The following is a 20947-nucleotide window of genomic DNA, read 5'->3' on the forward strand; positions in this document are numbered from 1 at the left end:
TTTCTTTTAATATCAATATTACTTTCTTGTTGTGCTAATATTGATAAATTTGTTACTTTAATTATTTAAGATAATGACAGAGTTAATTAATGTAATCAATAGTTTTAAGGAATTAGATTATGAAACTGAAGAAGCTGTAAAGAAATATTTCATTTTAGAGAAGTTTAGAAAAGATGAATTCATTATCGGAGAAGGTAAAATATGCAAAAAAATATATTTTATTAAATCTGGGGCAATCCGTAGATTTTCTTTGGAAGATGGGATAGAAGTTACAAAATGGATTTATACCGATAATCAGTTTGTTACTTCGTTGAGTAGTTTTTTTGAGCAAAAACCTTCATTTGAAAGTTTTCAAACTTGTGAAGAAACTATTGTTTATTCTTTGTCATATTCTGATGAATTAATTTTATTGGAATATCCTTTATTTTCTAAGTTTCATATCAAACAACTTCGTTTATACCTTTCTAAAATAAATGAGTTTCATCATTTATTCAGAGTAATGAATGCTCAGGAAAAATATATTTATCTATTAGAATCGTTTCCTCAAATTATTTTAAAAGCCAAATTAAAACATATTGCTTCACTTATTGGAGTTAGCCAGGAAACCTTAAGCAGAATTAGATCTTCAATTAATTGATCTTAGGTCAATAAAACTCATTTACTTATTTTCAATATTTGCCTTTATTAAATAATTGGAAATTGAAAAAGACTATAATTGGTAAAAAAGCAGTAATTGGTAAAAATGTTCATATCGGAAACTTTACTACAATCGATGACGATGTGATAATTGGAGATAATACTTGGATCGGGAATAACGTGTCTATTCTTAATGGAGCAAGAATTGGAGAGAATTGTCAAATACATTCTGGTGCCGTACTAGCAGGTGTTCCACAAGATTTGAAATATAATGGTGAGTACACTTTGTTAGAAATTGGAAACAATACTATTATACGGGAATTTGTAACGATAAATAAAGGGACTTCTTCAAAAGGGAAAACAATTATTGGAGAGAAGAACTTAATAATGTCTAATGCGCATATTGGTCATGATTGTGCCATTGGTAATAATTGTATTATCGGATTTAGTGTTGGAATGGCTAGTGAAGTTATTGTTGGCGACTGGGTAAACATTAGTGGTTTAACTGCCATTCATCAATTTTCTATTATTGGAGAACATTCCATGATAAGTGGGTTAAGTCGCGTTGTAAAAGATATTCCGCCATACATAACTGCCGGACGTGAGCCTTTAAGTTATGTGGGTTTAAATCTTGTCGGTTTGAAAAGGAGAGGCTTTAGCTTAGAAAAGATAAATGAGTTGCAAGATATTTATAGAGTTCTTTTTCAGGAGAAAAGAAATACAACTTTTGCTTTAGAGTTTATTGAAAATTCATTTGAGAAAACGGTTGAACGTGACAAAATTATTGATTTCGTGAAATCTTCAAAAAGAGGAATTATAAAAGGTTTTAATCATTGATATTTTATTCAAATCCTTTTTTAAAAACTGAATCTCTATTCTTAACTTTTTTGGAAGGTAAAATAGAATGACATGGATCGTTTTCGATTATGGGATTCCAATCTTCTTCAAGTTTGTTGGCTGTAGTTGTATTTGCTGCAAATATTTTTTCTTTTGTGTATTCAGTGGCTTCAGTGTTATTTAATTGATGTGACCATGAAATACGATTATTAGGATTATAACCCGGACCGTAACAATTGTACTCGGCATAAAAAGTAGTTTTCCAATTGTTGTATGCTTTGTGTTCAGGATCTTTAGACCATACTGACCAACCTTCAGGTACAATATGTGATTCTTCAAAACAATGAATGAAAACTACATTTGCGCCAGCTCCCCATGGTCTTCCTAAAGAAACTTTTGTAGCTGCGTCTTTCGAATATGGCATTATAACACAATCTTTAAATACAAAACCATACTTGTTTTTCCCAACATCCTGATTACTGGCTGTAATGTATGAATCTCTTTTGCTTTGAATAAAGCAGTTTTCGAATAAAGCGATACCTGAGCCAAAAATAAAATCTGTAGTACCGTCAATGATACAATCCTTAATATATGTCCTTTTGTTTGCCTTAAGATAAAAAGTGTCCTGAAAACCGCTTATTTTGCAATTGTGAAAAATTGATCGGTCACCATTTACCATTAAAGCAACTGCCTGACCACCTTTTTTATATTGCGGTAAATTACTGTCTATTGTATTTTCGAAAGTGATATTTTCGGCAAAGAAATCATTTGCTTCGATCAGAGTACTGAATGATTTGCTCGTACCTCCTGCAATTTCTGCATAATCATCATAAGTAAGAATAGTGTTTTTATAAGATTCTCCAAGTAACATTACATTTTGCTTGGCAGAATTTAGCTTTATTTTTTCTTTATAAACTCCAGCTTTCACATAAATGATAGTCCGTTTCAAGCTATTATCAGGAACAGCATCAAATGCATCTTGCACTTTAGTAAAATTTCCACTCCCATCTTTAGCAACAATAATGTTGTAAATCTGTTTGTTTTTTTGTGCAAATAATGTACTGCTCAAAACAAGTAGAAGTATAGAAGTGGTTTTAATTATCTTTTTCATTTTGGGTACAAGAATTTAATTATAAAAGAATTCCCAAGCTGATCTAACTTGGGAATTATAGAAAATCAAAAAATAATTATTAAGAAACGACATTTTTTACTTTATGCCCAAACACTCCAAAATAAAGAATGATAACAAAGCACAACAGTGGAATAATATAGCCGGATTGAATGTCATCGTGCTTCATGTCAATTAAAGTTCCCATTCCATATGGCAGGATTGCACCACCTACAATTGACATAACCAGCCATGAAGAACCAGTTTCTGTATTTGATTTTAAGCCAACCAATCCTAGTGAAAAAATAGTTGGAAACATAATTGACATAAAAAATCCAATTCCGCCAAGAGCGTAAATGACATAAATTCCTGTTCCGTAAATTGCTACCAAACAAAGAAAAATACTAATAACACAATAAATCGAAAGCAGAACGTAATCTTTGATAAACTTCAAAAAGAAAGTTCCAATAAAACGACCAGCCATAAAAAGGAAACCATAGATACCTAAATAATATCCGGCTGTTTTTTCATCTAATCCTGCTCCTTGCTGCGCAATTCTAATAAAAAAACTGGTAATACAAACTTGTGCACCTACATAAAAAAATTGTGCAACAACCGCCCAACTTAAATGCGAAAATTTTAAAACAGAGAAAAAACCAGGTTTAACTTCAACTTCTGTGTGTTGTGGTTTCATAGAAGGCAAATGCATAAAGTAGAATAATATAGCTACTAAAACCAACACACTTCCCAAAATGATATAAGGTAACTTTACAGCAGAAGCTTCTTCTAATAAGTAAGCTGCTTTTGTAGCATCGGGCATTGCTGCCATTTGTTCTGGCGTATGTGTTTTTCCGGACAAGATAAATAACGAACCAACAATTGGTGCAACCATTGCCGCCAAACCGTTAAATGAAGCTGCTAAATTTAATCTTTTTGAAGACGATTCCGCAGGTCCTAAAATGGCAGCGTATGGATTTGCACTTGTTTCTAAAATGGTCAATCCGCAGCCAATTACAAATAAGGCAAACAAAAATAATTCGTAAGTTCTGGTATTTGCAGCAGGAACAAATAGAAAAGCACCGGTAGCAAAAACTAATAATCCGGTAATAATGCTGTTTTTATAACCAAATCTTTTAATCAGCATTCCTGCGGGAATCGCCATTATAAAATAAGCAAAAAATACAGCAGTGTCAATTAAAGTAGATTGACGATTGTTTAATTCACAGGCTTTTTTCAAATGCGGAATTAAAATAGAATCCAGATTATGTGCCATTCCCCAAAGGAAAAATAAGCTGGTAATTAAAATAAAAGGCAAAAGATATTTATTTCCTGTTCCTTTCTCTGTAGCGACTTCATGTTGATCGCCAATTTGGTTGGTTATTTGCATAGTTAGTTTTTTTGCCACGAAGGCACAAAGTCACAAAGTTTTATTAGAATTTTTCTTTGCGTTTTGTGTCTTTGTGAGATTGTTTTAATGTGCTGGCTTAGTATCTTAGAAGCTCAGCAACTTAGTTACTTTTTTTAACTAATAATAAATGATCACATACAAGAACCACTTCACCACGTTGATTAATAATTTCTACATGTTCTGTAACAGTTCCCATATCTGGTTTTTTGGCTTCTCCTTTTTCAGAAATTGTAATTTCAGAATGGATAGTATCACCAATATGAACTGGTTTTACAAATCGCATTCGATCGTATCCCTTAGAAAAAGCTTCAGGATTTATTTCTGATGCGGTCAGGCCGATCCCGATGCTGAAAACCATAGTTCCGTGCGCAATGCGTTGTCCGAAAGGCTGCGTTTTGCACCATTCTTCATCCATGTGATGCGGAAAAAAATCGCCTGTGTGTCCCGCGTGAACCACAAAATCGGTTTCCGTAATAGTTCTGCCAAAAGTGACGCGCTTGTCGCCAATTTGATAATCTTCAAAAAATGTTGATTTGAAATACATAGTTTTTTATTTTTTCACCATATAAGTTATATAAGTTCATTTAATACTTTGTGTGAAGCTTAAAGGAGCCTATTTAAATTTTATGGTTTATTTAAACTTTCTTATAGGATTTATTTTTTATGCGCAAACTGATTTAAATGAACTTATATAACTTATATGGTAAAATATAATTCATTCAGAGACACTCCGCCGCTTTCGTTACTGATGTAACAGGCTTCAACTACTTTCATCGTATCGAGCACATCTTGAACGCTTGCTAATAATTTGGTATCAGAACCTTCTTTGAAGCGCATTAAATTTGACATAGTTCCGATAAAAGCTTCCGGGAACCACGAACCTTCCAGTTCGATTTTTTTCCATTCATATTCACCATTTTTATTTTGTACTGAATATTCAAATTCGTCAGGTAAACCATCCGGATAATTCATCAATAAACCCATTTTTGCTTTAATGGCGCCTTTTGTACCTTCCCACTTAATATAACTTTCTTCGTGTTTTGGTCCAAAATGATGGTCGTGATTCGTATTAATTACAACATGTTTATCTTCTCCATAATCTAAAATAATAGTCGATCGACTTGAGGATAGCTTTTTTAACGGATGTTTAGCTGTTTTTGCCATCACACTTTTAGGATTTCCTAAAAAAGAACGAATGCAATCGATATAGTGAACACTGTGAAAAAGAATTTCTAATCTTGGATGTTCTTTAATAAGCGGAAACAACTCCCAAGGTGTATTCACGGTAACTTTAAATTCTAAATCATACAAATCTCCGATAATTCCCTCATTGACTAAATGCCTTGCAGCGCTTACAAAAGAAGCAAAACGCAATTGAAAATTGATTCCGGCAACTAATTTTTTCTTTCACAAACGGCAACAATTTCTCGGGCTTGCGCCAAATCATTCCCCATAGGTTTTTGAATAAGCACAGCTGCACCATCTGGAAGTTGTTCTAAAATTTCGATGTATTGATCAGGAAGAACGGTAATGTCATAAACAGCATTTGACGGCGCATGTTTAACAGCCTCTGCAACATTTTCAAAAACATGTTCAATTTTAAATTGTTTTGCCAAATCGTGTGCTTTAGAAATAGTTCTGTTTGTAATGCCAAAAACGGTAAAACCCGCCATTTCATAAGCAGGCAAATGGGCATCTTTCACAATTCCGCTTGCGCCAATAATAATAATGGGCTGATTCGTTTCAGGTAATTTAGGTTTATATGGAATATTCATATTTAATATTTTTAAGTTCGCTTGGTAATCTTTGTCAAAGTTTTAAACTTTGACAAAGATGTCACAACGCGATTAATTCGCTATTTTTTCAATATTGTTCTGAGTTTCTTCTAATAATTTTTCTGATGCAATATCACTTTCAATTGCCTTCAAAACCATTTGATCTATTAACTCCGCAACTTTTGGCCAAACCGGAGTTTGCGGTAAAGTCAAAGCATTTTCATGAAGCATTTCGAGTTTATGATAAAACGGAATAATTTTATTGATATCCTCATCATTCCAGGTTGATTTTCTACAGCCAATTCCGCCTTCATTTGTCAATAATTTATCGCTTTTTGGCGAAGTCGCAAATCGTAAAAAATCATAAGCAAGTTCTTTCTGTTTACTTCCAATACCAATCGTATACAACCAATAAACATTCAAAGAAGCAGTTTTGTGATTCGGATCGGAGGGAAGTTCAGCAATATCAACTTTGCCTTTTACCTTCGATTCTTCAATTACTTCGCACATCGAAGCAAATCCAAACCAGTTAATTGCCATCGCAGCTTGTCCTTCGGCGAAAGCCAAACCCGCTTCTACAGAACCAAAACTTTTCGATTTTGGATGAACGGCATTTTTATTGTTTACAATATTTCTATAAAAATCTAAAGCTTCAATTGCCGCAGATTGATTAATGTTGATTTTATTTTGATGATCTAATAACGATCCGCCTCGTGTCCATAATTGCAGGCAAAAATCAAAAACCATATTGTGACCATCTGGATAATTGGCAAAAACACAACCGTATAAATTCTCTTCTGGACGATTAAAAAACTCTGCTATCTGAACAAATTGTTTCCATGTTTTTGGAGGATTTAATTCGTAGCCAAATTGATTTTTGAAGTTTTGCTTTTCAGTAAAATCTTCAAATAAATCTTTTCTAAAAATCAAACATTCCGGTCCATCATGAAAAGGAAGTCCGTAAATACTATTTTTTATTTTCTGCAATTTTAATAACGATTCATGCCATCCTTCAGGATAATCCTGCGGAGGATTTTGATCGATAAAGGATGTTAAATCCAGAACCGCTTTTTCATTTACAGCATCAAAAATCCAGTCGGTATTAATGTGGGCAATATCCCATGTTCCATTTTTTAAACCTTTATTAGTTATGGTTTGTTCATAAAGGTCATGCAATTCTAGAGGAATCATTTCGGCTTCAGCCTGAATATTATTCTCCGGGCAAAACAAATCCCATAACTTTTGAAGCGTACTTTCAAAAGGATCAAATTTTCTAACTGCAATTCTTATTTTCTTCATTATACAGTTATAAATTCTTTAATAATCTTTTCATTATCCTGTCCTAATTTCGGTGAACCTTTTTCCGAAGTCAAATATTCGCCGTCAATTTTTATCGGACATCTTGTAGTTTGGTACGAATATCCATCCAGCATTTCAACCTTCTGAGTAAAGTCTAAAACTTTAAATCCTTCTTCGGCAAAAAGCTGTTGATAGTTCAAAACTCCTGCACACCAAATATCTGCAGGTTCTAAAATATTCAGCCAAAAATCAGTATTCTGAGTTTGTAAATGTTCTGCCAGAATATTTTTGATTTCATCTCGTAAATGAAATTTATTTTCAGGAAATTGTAATAATCCATCACATTGTAAAAGCGAAGCCAAAACAGGAATCGAGCCCATTGCCAAAGCCAAATAACCATTCTTAGTTTTATAAATTCCGTAAGGCGCGCCCAAATAAGCATGCGCATTATTGGTTTTGGTACGAACGGGTAATTCCCCGCCATCATTAAAAAAAGTAGTAATGGTTTCAAATTGAAAATCAAAAGCAGATTCCAGCATACTTACCTGAACAGAACCTCCAATATTATGGGTAGCTTTTCGATATAAAGCTGCTAAAATTCCTTGTGCCAAATGTGCTCCCGCCAACATATCTACAATCGATAATCCCATTGGTACAGGGCCATCTTCCTGATTTCCACTCAACCACGTTAAAGCAGTAAGAGATTGCAATAATAAATCCTGTCCCGGTAAATCTTTTAAATCCGGATGAGTACCAAAACCTGAAATCGATCCATAAATTACATTTGGATTTATTTCTTTGACATCTTCATAACTCAATCCAACGCGTTCCATAACGCCCGGTCTGAAATTATGCATGACAACATCGGCTTTAGCCAATAATTTTTTTAATTTTTCGAGTTCTTCGGGTTGTTTAAAATCAATGGCAAATGATTCCTTATTTCTGTTAATCGTATGAAAAACAGAAGATTCTCCGTTCATAATTAAATCAGAAGTATATAAAGTTCTGCAGATATCTCCCGTTCCCGGTTTCTCAATTTTTATAACGCGCGCGCCCAGATCAGCCAAACGTAAACTCGCCGACGGACCAGAAAGAAACTGGCTAAAATCTACTATTAAATAATCTTCTAAAGGTTTCATTTCTTTTATTCGCTTAAAAATTGTTCGTGTATTTTTATATTATCTTCCCCAACAGATGGAGCTGCTTTTTTACTAGTTAAAATTTTTCCGTCAAGCTGAATGGGACTTCTTGTCGTAACCAATTTTTCTCCGGCAGAATTTTGAATCGTTTGTTTCAATTGTAATTCACTCACAAAAGATTGATTGTCCAATTCTTCATAATTGAGAACTTTTCCACACCAGATTCCTTCTTTCTGAAGCAAATTCAACCAATAATCGGCTGTTTGCGTTATTATTTTTTCAGCTAATAAATTTCTGATTTCGTCTCTAAAAGTAAACCAATCCTGTTTATCTGCATATTTGGTTAGATCGACTCCCAAAGTTTTTCCAATGAAAAGTAAATCGCCCATTGCCAGCGAAATATAACCGTCCTGAGTTTGATAAACGCCGTAAGGCGCGCTCAAAAAAGCATGCGCACTCCCTTTTACATCGCCTCTTTCCGGTAATTGTCCACCATCATTTAAGAAAGAAGTAATCGCTTCAAATTGTACATCCAAAACAGATTCTAATAAGCTAACTTCTACCAAAACGCCTTTTCCGGTTTTGGCTCTTTTTAATAAAGCCGCTAAAATTCCCTGAACAAAATGATTGCCGCACATTAAATCGGCTACAGCCAAACCAAACGGAACCGGTCCCTGACTTTTTCTACCGCTCAACCAGCTTAATCCGGAAAGAGATTGCAACAATAAATCCTGTCCGGGTTTCTTTGCCCACGGACCAATATTGCCGTAACCTGTAATAGTTCCGTAAATTATTTTTGGATTAATAGTCAGGGTTTCATTAAAATCCAATCCTATTTTTTCCATCACGCCCGGTCTGAAATTATGCGTCATAATATCAGCTTTGGCAATTAATTTTTTAATCAGAATTAAATCTTCCGGGTTTTTAAGATCCGCCGCAAAAGATTCTTTATTTCTGTTAATCGTATGAAATAATAAACTGCTATCGTCAACAAAAAGATCTTTAATACTCAATTGTCTACAAGCTTCGCCTTTTATTGGTCGTTCAATTTTAATAACGCGCGCGCCTAAATCGGCTAATTTTAATCCCGCAGAAGGCCCTGCCAAAAACTGGCAAAACTCTAAAACGATTAATCCTTCTAGTGGTTTCATGCCGTTATTAAATTTAGAGATTTCGCATAAAGCGAATTCATTGCTTCTAAAACCAAATCTTCATCGCCGCCTTTCATCAAATAATCACGAACTACATCGCCCGCATGATCCTGAAAATACATATGTCCGGAATATCTTGGGCGAAGAAAAGCTCTTTCTAAAGTGGGCAATGTATTTTTAAAATAATCATGAGTTAATGAGTTGATTCTCTCACTTTTCCATGCCTGAAGATGTCCGGGTTGTCCGCCATTATCTGCAAAAATATTTTGTTGTGTATGAGATGATCCTGTAAATTCAGCATATTTAATTGCTTCGGGAATATGTTTGCTGAAAGAAGAAACTGCCAATCCGGTTCCGCCCAACGAGCTAATCATTGGATTATTATTCAAACGAACCAAATCATAAAAATGAAGCAATTTTCTACCGTATCCGGTTCTCGAATAATTAGAATATCCGTAAGCAAAAGGGCAGTAGGCAATTTCGTCAGAATTTACCATCGCTTCATAAACCTGAATCGGGTTTCGATTAAAATTTGCCGGATCAATTAATTGCGATAATTCTCTAAACATTTGCAATGCTTTTTTTCCTGTTTCGGGAGAAATAACTTTTTCTGTAGATAAAAAAGGATCTTCGCCCAAACTACAGCAAAACATATAAAAACTCATTAAAACGTCTACCGGAATTCCTGCAAAAGCAACTAATCCTTTTTTGGCCAGAGCCAATAAATCATCATAAGTTTGCGGCACTTTTAAGCCTTCTTTTTCTAAAATATCCAAGCGAGCCGCCGCAACCGGAGTCGCTGCATCAATAGGCAATGCCCATAATTTGTCGTTAAAAACATAACTTCCGTAAGAACGTCCAACGGTATTTAATTCCTGATCTTTTATATATTCTGATGGTAAATAATCTGATAATGGTAAAATGGATTTTGAGTGCGCGCCAAAACCTGTCCACGGGTGGTCGATTACAAGCAGATCAAATCTTTTGGCTAAATCTTCGATCGAAGCATCTGCAAATTCCTGTAAACTTCTTTTCTCCCAGGTAATTTCAACTCCCGGATTTAATTCTGTAAATCGCTGAGCCGTAGCAACCATTGGCAATAAACCTCTTGTATGATTCCAGGTTATCCCTTTTAATATCGTCATTTTTGGTAAAATTTATATGGATGGATTTTATTCGAAAAATAATAAATGTAAAAAACACAATTACAAAAATAGAAATAAGATTGAATTGAACAACAGTTGATGACTTTATTAACACTCATTTTTTGAAGTATGTTAATCTTAATGGTAATTTTTTTACAAACGGTGTAAAAAATGTTATAATTTATTAAAGTTTACTCATTTTAGGGCATTCATATGAAATTATATCTCAAATATTAATATTAAAATATACTTTTGTAATTGTGGTTTTCACATTTATTAAATTGAAATGATTTTTTGAATGTTAGAGCGACATCAAATACTAAATGACTTAATAATTATAACATGTTTTCATTAAAAAATAAAAAAGCAGTCGTAACCGGAGGAGGCAGCGGAATAGGAAGAGCAATTGCAACTTTGTTCGCCAAACAAGGTGCAGAAGTTCACATTATAGATTTAACAATCGAAAGTGCGAAAGAGGCATTAGACGAAATTTTAAATTCTGGAGGCAAAGCTTTTTCTTATGCCTGTAATGTGGCAAATCAGGAAGAAGTAGTAGCAACATTCGAAAAAATTGGCAACATTAATATTCTGATAAACAATGCCGGAATTGCACATGTTGGAAAAGTCGATACAACGCCAGCAGTTGATTTTGATCGCGTTATGGATGTCAATGTAAAAGGAGTTTACAACTGTTTGTTTGCGGCGATTCCGCAATTCAGACTTTCAAATGGTGGTGTGATTATCAACATGGCATCTATCGCGGCGTGGGTTGGTATTCCCGATCGCTTTGCTTATTCTACAGCAAAAGGCGCCGTTATGGCCATGACATTATCTGTGGCAAAAGATTATATAGGAGAAAATATTCGTTGCAATTCTATTTCTCCGGCAAGAGTTCATACGCCATTTGTTGATGGTTTTATTTCGAAAAACTATGCAGGTAAAGAAGCAGAAATGTTTGAAAAATTATCACAATCGCAACCAATCGGCAGAATGGGAAAACCAGACGAAATCGCAGCTCTCGCATTATACCTATGCAGCGACGAAGCCGGATTTATCACAGGCTGCGATTACCCAATCGACGGAGGATTTATCAAATTAAATAATTAACAAAGTTGCTAAGAGGCTAAGGTTCTAAGTTGCTAAGATTTAGCGGCTCGTAGACCTGACAGGTTTTTAAAACCTGTCAGGTCTAAATTCTAAAAAAACTTAGAACCTCAGAACCTTAGCAACTTAGAGTCTTAAAAATAAATAAATAATTAATTTAAAGTTACTATGGTTCAAGTAGCTAAAAAACTTAGTATCTCAGAACCTTAGCAACTTAGCAACTTTAAAAGATATGAAATTAATACGTTTTGGAGAAATCGGAAAAGAAAAACCAGGAGTTTTAATTGATGAAAAAAGATATGATGTTTCGTCAATTGTAACAGATTTTAACGAAAGTTTTTTTGAAGAAAACGGTTTAGAAAAATTGCAGAAAACATTAGAAAGTAATCCGACTTTACCAGAAGTTGATGCAAATGTACGTTTAGGTTCTCCGGTGGCGAGACCTTCAAAAATAATCTGTATCGGTTTAAATTATGTAGATCACTGTAAAGAAACTGGCGCGCCAATTCCAACAGAACCGATCATCTTTTTTAAATCGACGACTTCATTATGCGGTCCTGACGATGATGTAATTATTCCAAAAAACAGTGTAAAAACAGATTGGGAAGTAGAGCTTGCATTTGTTGTAGGGAAAAAAGCAAGTTATGTTGAAGAAGCAGAAGCTTTAGATTATGTTGCAGGTTACGCTTTATTGAACGATTACAGCGAAAGAGAATTTCAAATTGAGCGTGGCGGACAATGGGCAAAAGGAAAAGGTTGCGACACTTTTGCACCACTTGGACCCTTTTTGGCAACAAAAGATGAAGTAAAAGATGTTGATAATTTATCAATGTGGCTTAGTGTGAATGGTAAAAAATACCAAGACAGTAACACGTTGAATTTAGTTTTTAAAATTCCGTTTTTGGTTCACTATTTAAGTCAGTTTATGACCTTGCTTCCTGGCGACATCATTAGTACGGGAACGCCTCCGGGAGTTGGTTTGGGAATTAAACCAGATCCAATTTATCTAAAAGCAGGCGATGTTGTAGAATTAGGAATTGAAGGTTTGGGAACAAGCAAACAAACAGCAGTAGCATACAAAAAGTAATTTAAAAGATTAAAAATGAAATTTATAGTATGTGAAAAACCACAGGAATTTATTCTGAAAGAAAAACCAATTCCGGAACCAAAAGGAGGAGAAGTTTTACTGAAGATAAAAAGAATAGGAATTTGTGGTACCGATATTCACGCTTTTGGCGGAACACAGCCTTATTTTGAATATCCAAGAATTTTGGGTCATGAACTTGCTGCAGAATATGTGAAAGGAAATGCCAAAGGTTTTGAACCTGGCGATAAAGTAACTTTTATTCCGTATTTCAACTGTGGAAAATGTGTTGCCTGCAGAAACGGATTGACGAATTGCTGCGTAAATATTAAAGTTTTCGGAGTTCATATTGATGGAGGAATGGCAGAATATGTAACTATTCCGGAGCAATATTTACTTCACGGTCAAGGTCTTGATTATGATCAATTGGCATTGGTTGAACCATTAGCAATTGCTGCTCACGGAGTTCGAAGAGCAGCAGTAAAACCAACAGACACTGTTTTAGTAATGGGCGCCGGACCAATTGGTATCGGACTGATTCAGTTTGCTAAAATTGCCGGAGCCAAAGTTATCGTAATGGATATCAACGAATACAGATTGAATTTCTGTAAAGAGGAATTGAATGCCGATGAAACTATAAATCCGCTGCATGATGATGTTGCCCAAAAACTGGCAGAAATTACAAACGGCGATATGGCCAATGTGGTGATTGATGCAACCGGAAACAGAAATGTGATGAATAGTGCTTTTAATTATATTTCTCACGGCGGTAGATTTGTTTTGGTTGGACTTCAAAAAGGAGAATTGAGTTTCAGTCATCCTGATTTTCATAAAAGAGAATCGACTTTAATGAGCAGCAGAAATGCGACTATTGAAGATTTTGAATATGTAATGGATTGCTTGAAATCAGGAAAAATTGATCCGAAAAAATACATTACACACCGAACCAATTTCTCAGAAATGATTACTGATTTTGGACAATTAATTGATCCGAAAAATAATGTAATTAAGGCGTTGATTGAGATAGAATAACTCACACTCAAAGAAACCTGACAGATTTTTATTCCGAGATTTCGGGACTGTCAGGTTTAGCTAGATAACCGTAATAACCACAAAAAATGGATTTAAATTTAAAAAACAAGATAATTGTTGTTTCCGGTTCTGCCGGAAAGCAGGGAAGTATTGGAGAAACGATCCTCAACCGAATTGCTGATGAAGGTGGAATTCCGGTAATAGTGGACAGAAACAGCAGAGGTTTTGCTTACGCAGAAACAATTCAGAAAAAAGGAATTGATGCATTATTTGTACAAACAGATGTTACCAATCCTGATGAAGTTGAAAATGCCGTAAAGAAAATCATTGAAAAATACGGAAAAATCGACGCAGTTATCAATAACGTTGGTGTAAATGACGGCGCAGGTTTAGATGCTACTTACGAACAGTTCATGGATTCTTTGAAACTGAATGTAGTAAGTTATTTTTTATTGGTAAAATATGCACTTCCATACCTAAAAGAATCAAAAGGAAATATTCTGAATATTGGTTCAAAAGTAGCTTTGACCGGGCAAGGCGGAACTTCTGGTTACGCTGCTGCGAAAGGTGGAGTTTTAGGACTAACCAGAGAATGGGCGGTAGATTTAATTCAATTCGGAATTCGTTCGAACGCCATTATTATTGCTGAAAGTTATACGCCAGCCTACGAAGACTGGATTGAGACATTACCTGACGGCGAAGCTGTTTTGAAAAAAATCAATAAAAGTATTCCGTTTGAGGGAAGAATGACCAAAACTGAGGAAATTGCAGACACGGCACTTTTCATAATCTCAAATCGTTCGTCACACACAACAGGACAATTTGTTTTTGTTGATGGCGGATACGTGCATTTAGATCGCGCATTAATCAACGATGTAAATTAAAAAAGCATGAATAACCGAATTGATGCACATCAGCATTTTTGGAAATTCGATCCCGTAAGAGATAGTTGGATAGATGAATCGATGCAGAAAATTCAAAGGGATTTTTTGCCCGAAGATCTTTTGCCGTTGCTTCACGAAAATCAGTTTTCAGGTTGCGTCGCCGTTCAGGCAAATCAGTCCGAAGACGAAACTAATTTTTTAGTAAATCTGGCAGCAAAAAATGATTTCATAAAAGGAGTTGTCGGTTGGGTCGATTTGCGCGGTGTAACAATCGAAGAACGATTACATCATTTTTCTTCGAATAAAATAATTAAAGGATTTCGACATGTTGTTCAGGGTGAATCTGATGATTTTATGTTGAGAAAAGATTTTCAAAATGGAATCTCGGCTTTAAAACAATTTAATTTCACCTACGATATTCTTATTTTTCATCGGCAATTACCGGCTGCGATAGAATTGGCAAATCAGTTTCCGGATCAGCCTTTTGTGATTGATCATATTGCAAAACCTGATATTAAATCAGGCGATATTTTGTCCTGGAAAAAAGGAATTCAGGAAATTTCAAAAGCAGAAAATGTCTCTTGCAAAATTTCAGGAATGGTGACAGAAGCCGATTGGAAAAACTGGAAAACTGATGATTTAAAACCTTATTTAGATGTTATTTTCGAAAATTTTGCTGCCGAAAAATTAATGTTCGGATCAGATTGGCCGGTTCTCAATGTAGCTTCAGATTATGCAGAAGTTGTAAAAACTTTGGAAGATTATATGGCTCAGTTATCTGTCGAAAATCAGAATAAAATCTGGTTTCAAAATGCAGTATCATTTTATAGACTTTAATTCAAAAGAGATAATTTAAAAGAAAAAGAGCTTTCAAATTGATGGATTTGAAAGCTCTTTTTTTGTTTTTAGCAATTAATTTTTTAGAATTTCGATAGATGAAGTCTATTTTAAATTCATTTCAAAAAACACTTTTTCTAATGACTTTTATTTGTTTTTTGAATGGTAAAACTTTATAGTTTCTGCCTAATTTTCATGTAATTACGAGTCTTTTTTGGATTGCTTTTTTAAAATACTTTCCTCCTTCTTTGTGCGATATTTTGTTGTTAATATTTAGTTTTCAGTTGAATAGGTTCTTTTTTATAAAGGATAGTACAGGATAGTTATGTTTTTTACATTCTCTTATTTTACACAACAAGATTACAACCAAAAACAATATAGATGTCGAATACAAATACCAAACATATGAATTTTAAGCACGTGAGCTACCTTTGGGATGAAACCAAAGCAGTGGCCTTGGCAGGGGATGAAGTAGCGCTTTTCATTTATCGTTCTAATTTACTTGGAGCCGATTTACGATTGACCAATTACGGAGGAGGAAATACTTCTGTTAAAATCACGGACAAAGATCCGTTAACAGGAGCAAGCTCAGAAGTAATGTGGATCAAAGGTTCAGGCGGCGATATCGGAACTCTGACCAAATCGGGCTGTGCAGCATTGTATTTAGAAAGACTTCGTAATTTAGAGAATGTTTATAGAGGCATCGAATTCGAAGACGAAATGGTAGAGCTTTTCAATCATTGTATTTTTGATCTGGCTTCAAAAGCTCCGTCAATCGATACGCCTTTACACGGATTTTTACCCTTCAAACATATCGACCATTTGCATCCCGATGCAGCTATTGCCATCGCGGCGGCCAAAGACGGCGCAAAAATCACCGAAGAATTATTCGACGGAGAAATTGGCTGGGTAGGCTGGCAGCGTCCGGGTTTTGATCTTGGATTACAACTAAGATCTTGCCTTGAAGAAGCAGAGAAAAAGGAAAAAAACTAAGAGGAATCATGTTGGGTTCTCACGGACTTTTTACCTGGGGCGAAACTTCATACGAAAGTTACATCAACACGCTTGAAGTAATCGAGAAATGCGCAACTTATTTAGAAAATAATTACGGAAAAAAACGTCCGGTTTTTGGAGGACAAAAAATACAAAGTCTTGATGAAGCATCAAGAAAACTAAAAGCAGCAAAAGTAGCCCCAATTTTAAGAGGATTCTGCTCATCAGAACGCCAAATGATTGGACATTATACGGATGATGCAAGAGTTTTGGAATTCATCAACTCAAATGATTTGGAAAAATTGGCTCCGCTTGGAACTTCTTGTCCGGATCACTTTTTAAGAACCAAAATCAGTCCGCTTGTTTTGGAACTGGATCCAAACGAAGATTTATCAGATGTAAATGCCATCAAAGCAAAATTACAGCCTGCTTTTGAAGCGTACAGAGCAATGTACAAAGATTATTACAATGCCTGCAAAAAAGATAATTCACCGGCAATGCGTGACCCAAATCCTGTTGTAATTTTATACCCTGGAGTTGGAATGTTCACTTTTGCCAAAGATAAAACGATGGCACGTTTGGCATCAGAATATTATGTGAATGCGGTAAATGTCATGAAAGGCGCAGAAGCAGTTTCAGAATATACTTCACTTCCGCATCAGGAAGCTTTTGATATCGAATATTGGTTACTGGAAGAAGCAAAATTGCAAAGAATGCCAAAACCAAAAGCACTTTCTGGAAGAGTTGCACTTATCACCGGATCAGCCGGAGGAATAGGAAAAGCAATTGCCAAGAAATTTGCTCAGGAAGGCGCTTGTGTTATCATTAACGATATTAACGAAGAAAGATTAAGTGAAGCTACAGCAGATTTTATAAAAACCTTCGGAAAAGATGCTGTTTCAAGCACATTATTAAATGTAACCAACGAAAGCAGTACAGAAAAAGCATTAGACGAAGCCTGTCTTGCTTTTGGCGGAGTGGATATTGTGGTAAACAATGCCGGAATCAGCATTTCAAAATCTATCGCAGAACATACGCTTGAAGAATGGGACAGATTGTACGACATTCTGGTAAAAGGACAATTTATAGTTTCTAAAGCCGGAATCGAAGTAATGCGAAAACAAGGATTTGGCGGAGACATTGTAAACATTGTTTCTAAAAATGCCGTTGTAGCAGGCCCAAACAATCCGGGTTATGGATCGGCAAAAGCAGCCCAGGCACATTTAACGCGCCTTATGGCAGCAGAACTCGGAGCAGATAAAATCCGTGTGAATACGGTAAATCCTGACGCTGTAATTTCAGATTCCAATATTTGGTCAGGAGGATGGGCAGAAGGACGTGCAAAAGCGTATGGTATTACGGTAGAAGAATTACCGGCGTATTATGCCAAACGCACATTATTAAACGAAATCATATTACCGGATGATATTGCCAATGCATGTTTTGCGTTTACAGGAGGATTGTTGAGTAAATCAACAGGAAACGCACTAAACGTAGACGGTGGAGTATCAATGGGTTTCTATAGATAAAAATAGTTTTTTTTAAGTTTGTTTAAGCAAAAGTGGTTTTTTGTGATCTAGCGTCCGACATTGTCGGACGTTATTTTTTATATCTATTTATTTTACCGCAAATAGCGCAAAGTTTTTTTACTCTTAGCTTTCATGACAAAGGAAAGTTCGCAAAGCTTGTATTGATTTAGCTTTGCGAACTTTGTGCTTTTCAAAAGCATTCTTGGATAAAAATCTTTCCGTTCTTTGCGGTAAAAATGTATAATGTGTAAAAAACACACTTATTTTAACAATTTGCAGGAAGGTACAGGACACTTATGTTTTAGCCTTACTTTAAATTGGTGCCAATTAATGGTAAAAATGTTAAAATTGTCGAGATTATAAGTTTTTGATTCATAAAATTTATAGTTTGAATTATTTTTAAGCATTATAAAAATCAAAAAGATAAAATGCGTTTAACGATCCTACATAAAGTATTTCTAGCTTTTTTAATGACATTTTCTGTTTCTTCAGTTTCGGCTGCTGAGATTTGGGTTTCAACAACCGGAAAAGATACAAATGATGGTACCAAAGCAAATCCTTTGGCAACCGTGCATATGGCAATGAGAAAAGCCAGAGAATTACGTCGCTTAAAAGATCCTTCCATAAAAGACGGTATTCATATTATAATACAAAACGGAACATATTATTTAAATGAATCCTTGTTTATAAGACCCGAAGATTCCGGAACAGCCGAAAGTCCAACCACAATTGAAGCCGATGCAAATGCAAGACCAATAATCAGCGGTGGATTTGAAATTAAAAACTGGAAAAAAGGTGCCACTATAAACGGAGTAAAAAAAGCAAATATCTGGGTAGCCTATGCACCTCAAAAAGCAGGCGAAATTATCAATTACAGACAACTTTGGGTAAACGGAAAAAAAGCCGTTAGAGCCAAAAGTACCTCCGGAAATCAAATGGACAGAATTCTTTCCTGGGATGCCGCAACAGAAACTTGTTGGATTCCATTCAAAGATAAATCCATAAAGTACGAACCGGGAATGGAAATGTTTATTATTCAGTGGTGGTCAACGGCGAATCTTCGTATCAAAAATATTGAAGTTCAAAAAGACAGCGCACGACTTTCATTTGAACAGCCGGAAAGCCGAATTCAAAGTGAACATCCGTGGCCAGCACCGTGGATTTCAAAAAACAACGGAAATTCGGCATTCTTCTTAAACAACGGAATCTCCATGTTGAACGAAGCGGGAGAATGGTATTTGGATAAAAAAAATGCTAAAATCTATTATATTCCAAGAGAAGGCGAAGATTTAACTTCTGCAAAAGTTACCGTTCCCGTTTTAGAGAATTTAGTCGAAATCAAAGGAACTATCGATTCTCCGGTTCATCATTTTAATTTTAAAGGAATTTCATTTCAATACAGCAATTGGCTTCGTCCTTCGCAACAAGGTCATGTTCCGTTGCAGGCCGGAATGTATTTATTGGATGCTTATAAATTGAAAACTCCCGGAACGCCAAATCAGGCGAATTTAGAAAATCAGGGTTGGGTTGGAAGACCAAGAGCAGCCGTTGAAGTAAATTATGCACATAATAATCAATTCGAATCGTGTCGTTTTGAACATTTATCTTCAACCGGATTAGATTTCAATAAAGGCACAAATCACAATATCATCAAAGGAAATTTATTTAAAGATATTGGCGGAAACGCTATCAATGTGGGTGTTTTTTCCGAAGAAGCTTTCGAAGCACATTTGCCATTAGTAATCAAAGATGAAAGAGAAATTTGTTCGAATGAATTAATTGCAGATAACCTGATCACAAATGTTGCCAACGAAGATTGGGGATGTTTGGGAATTGCGGCTGGTTTTGTAAAAAATCTTATGATAGAACACAACGAAATTTCGGATGTTGCTTACAGCGGAATTTCAATGGGATGGGGTTGGACACATACCAAAAATGTGATGGAAAATAACAAAATCATCGGAAACAAAATTCATCATTATGCCAAACATTTGCATGATGTTTCCGGAATTTACACACTTTCGTCACAGCCCAACAGCCGAATTGAAGAAAATTATATTGATAAAGTATACAATAGTCCATACGCGCACGATCCGTTTTTATGGTTGTATTTGTATACAGATGAAGGAAGTCAGGGATTTACAATCAAAAATAACTGGATTGCAACCGAAAAAATCCTGAAAAACAATAACGGTCCGGAAGGAAATATTTGGGAAAATAATAATCCATACGTAAGCACAAAAATTAAAGAGGCTTCAGGAATCAGAGCACCTTACACCGACTTAACCAAGGAAGTTGTAATTGATAAAAACTGGGGATTACAAGAATTGCCAAAAGCGGTAGTAATCGAAATGGTAGGTGCTGATTTTGATATCGAAAAAGTAAAATCAACCATAAAAGGTTTCAGAATTGTTGGGGAATCTTTGTACCAATGGAAAAATCATTTCGTTATTTACGGAAAAATGAATCAGCCCGAAAGAACGAAAAAGAAGTTGGCGCTCGCTTATCCATCGGCACAAATAAAAATTTACGAAAACCCAATTTACAATTTCCAGAATTTTGAAAGATGTAAAGATTCTAAAACATCATCTGAATGGGAAAATATAGTTTTAACTGCCAATTTGGTGGATGACGAAAAACTGCAAAAAGAGTATGTAGATTATCATACCACACAATTTGAAAAGTGGCCGGAAATAGCAAAAGGTTTCTGTAACGCTGATTTTCAACAATTGCAGGTTTTTAAAAACGAAAGACAATTAATGTTGGTAATCAGTATTCCGAAAGGAGAAAATCTGGACAAACTGAATCCGAAAACAACAGAAAATAATCCGCGTGTAGACGATTGGAACGCCTTAATGAAAAAATACCAAACCGGAATCGAAGGCGCAAAACCAGATGAAACCTGGATTTTCTTAAACAAAGTAGAAACAAAATAAGAGATAGCCACGAATTCACGAATTATTCTTTTACTATCTAACTAAATATT

17 protein-coding genes and 1 pseudogene are annotated in these 20947 nt (G+C 35.2%); 9 read left to right on the forward strand and 9 right to left on the reverse strand.

Annotated elements, in window-relative coordinates; all coding sequences use genetic code 11:
* The first annotated feature begins 73 nt into the window (after nucleotides 1-73).
* Together ACZZZT_RS05415 and lpxA are read left to right on the forward strand one after the other, a co-directional pair.
* Complete coding sequence (locus ACZZZT_RS05415) at nucleotides 74-637, forward strand: Crp/Fnr family transcriptional regulator (protein WP_463459666.1); 564 nt, start codon at nucleotides 74-76, stop codon at nucleotides 635-637.
* A gap of 62 nt (nucleotides 638-699) precedes the next feature.
* Nucleotides 700-1473 carry an acyl-ACP--UDP-N-acetylglucosamine O-acyltransferase gene (gene lpxA, locus ACZZZT_RS05420; protein WP_463459667.1) on the forward strand — a complete coding sequence of 258 codons (774 nt, stop codon included), beginning with the start codon at nucleotides 700-702 and terminating at the stop codon, nucleotides 1471-1473.
* 4 nt (nucleotides 1474-1477) lie between these two features.
* Here the strand turns inward: lpxA and ACZZZT_RS05425 are convergent, their stop codons facing one another.
* The 9 genes from ACZZZT_RS05425 to ACZZZT_RS05465 form a co-directional block, all read right to left on the reverse strand.
* On the reverse strand, nucleotides 1478-2584 hold the full coding sequence (locus ACZZZT_RS05425) for a pectinesterase family protein (RefSeq protein WP_463459668.1): 1107 nt from the start codon (nucleotides 2582-2584) through the stop codon (nucleotides 1478-1480).
* Nucleotides 2585-2663: 79 nt separating this feature from the next.
* Nucleotides 2664-3968 (reverse strand): L-fucose:H+ symporter permease, encoded by a 1305-nt coding sequence (gene fucP / locus ACZZZT_RS05430; protein ID WP_463459669.1) that lies wholly within the window; start codon nucleotides 3966-3968, stop codon nucleotides 2664-2666.
* Between the two features lie 121 nt (nucleotides 3969-4089).
* A complete protein-coding gene (locus tag ACZZZT_RS05435) occupies nucleotides 4090-4533 on the reverse strand; it encodes a MaoC/PaaZ C-terminal domain-containing protein (RefSeq protein ID WP_463459670.1) in 444 nt (147 codons plus the stop codon).
* Nucleotides 4534-4685: 152 nt separating this feature from the next.
* The gene (locus ACZZZT_RS05440) at nucleotides 4686-5363 is read right to left on the reverse strand and encodes a Gfo/Idh/MocA family oxidoreductase (RefSeq protein WP_463459671.1); all 678 of its coding nucleotides are present in this window, start codon (nucleotides 5361-5363) and stop codon (nucleotides 4686-4688) included.
* A gap of 20 nt (nucleotides 5364-5383) precedes the next feature.
* Entirely contained in the window at nucleotides 5384-5764 is a 381-nt protein-coding gene (locus ACZZZT_RS05445; RefSeq protein WP_463459672.1) for a Gfo/Idh/MocA family oxidoreductase, read from the reverse strand.
* 72 nt (nucleotides 5765-5836) lie between these two features.
* The gene (locus ACZZZT_RS05450; RefSeq protein WP_463459673.1) at nucleotides 5837-7063 is read right to left on the reverse strand and encodes an ABC transporter substrate-binding protein; all 1227 of its coding nucleotides are present in this window, start codon (nucleotides 7061-7063) and stop codon (nucleotides 5837-5839) included.
* Nucleotides 7063-8202, reverse strand: a complete 1140-nt coding sequence (locus tag ACZZZT_RS05455) for a CaiB/BaiF CoA transferase family protein (protein ID WP_463459674.1) — start codon at nucleotides 8200-8202, stop codon at nucleotides 7063-7065. Before ACZZZT_RS05455 ends, ACZZZT_RS05450 begins: the two co-directional genes overlap by 1 nt.
* Nucleotides 8203-8207: 5 nt before the next feature.
* Complete coding sequence (locus ACZZZT_RS05460; protein WP_463459675.1) at nucleotides 8208-9353, reverse strand: CaiB/BaiF CoA transferase family protein; 1146 nt, start codon at nucleotides 9351-9353, stop codon at nucleotides 8208-8210.
* Nucleotides 9350-10498, reverse strand: coding sequence for an ABC transporter substrate-binding protein (locus ACZZZT_RS05465; protein WP_463459676.1), 1149 nt, complete (start codon nucleotides 10496-10498; stop codon nucleotides 9350-9352). Before ACZZZT_RS05465 ends, ACZZZT_RS05460 begins: the two co-directional genes overlap by 4 nt.
* Nucleotides 10499-10840: 342 nt before the next feature.
* Here ACZZZT_RS05465 and ACZZZT_RS05470 point away from each other — a divergent pair, with 342 nt between their 5' ends.
* The 7 genes and pseudogenes from ACZZZT_RS05470 to ACZZZT_RS05500 all read left to right on the forward strand — a co-directional run bounded on the left by ACZZZT_RS05470 (nucleotide 10841) and on the right by ACZZZT_RS05500 (nucleotide 20897).
* Nucleotides 10841-11605 carry an SDR family NAD(P)-dependent oxidoreductase gene (locus ACZZZT_RS05470; RefSeq protein ID WP_073398373.1) on the forward strand — a complete coding sequence of 255 codons (765 nt, stop codon included), beginning with the start codon at nucleotides 10841-10843 and terminating at the stop codon, nucleotides 11603-11605.
* A 229-nt stretch (nucleotides 11606-11834) separates the two neighbouring features.
* The gene (locus ACZZZT_RS05475; protein ID WP_463459677.1) at nucleotides 11835-12689 is read left to right on the forward strand and encodes a fumarylacetoacetate hydrolase family protein; all 855 of its coding nucleotides are present in this window, start codon (nucleotides 11835-11837) and stop codon (nucleotides 12687-12689) included.
* A gap of 15 nt (nucleotides 12690-12704) precedes the next feature.
* Nucleotides 12705-13718, forward strand: coding sequence for a zinc-binding alcohol dehydrogenase family protein (locus ACZZZT_RS05480; protein WP_463459678.1), 1014 nt, complete (start codon nucleotides 12705-12707; stop codon nucleotides 13716-13718).
* A gap of 86 nt (nucleotides 13719-13804) precedes the next feature.
* A complete protein-coding gene (locus tag ACZZZT_RS05485; RefSeq protein ID WP_463459679.1) occupies nucleotides 13805-14602 on the forward strand; it encodes an SDR family oxidoreductase in 798 nt (265 codons plus the stop codon).
* A 6-nt stretch (nucleotides 14603-14608) separates the two neighbouring features.
* Entirely contained in the window at nucleotides 14609-15439 is an 831-nt protein-coding gene (locus ACZZZT_RS05490; protein WP_463459680.1) for an amidohydrolase family protein, read from the forward strand.
* A 381-nt stretch (nucleotides 15440-15820) separates the two neighbouring features.
* A pseudogene (locus ACZZZT_RS05495) lies at nucleotides 15821-17961 on the forward strand (bifunctional aldolase/short-chain dehydrogenase).
* 428 nt (nucleotides 17962-18389) lie between these two features.
* A complete protein-coding gene (locus tag ACZZZT_RS05500; protein ID WP_463459681.1) occupies nucleotides 18390-20897 on the forward strand; it encodes an L-rhamnose mutarotase in 2508 nt (835 codons plus the stop codon).
* The last annotated feature ends 50 nt before the right edge of the window (nucleotides 20898-20947 follow it).

The sequence above is a fragment of the Flavobacterium sp. AC274 genome (genome assembly GCF_979258275.1).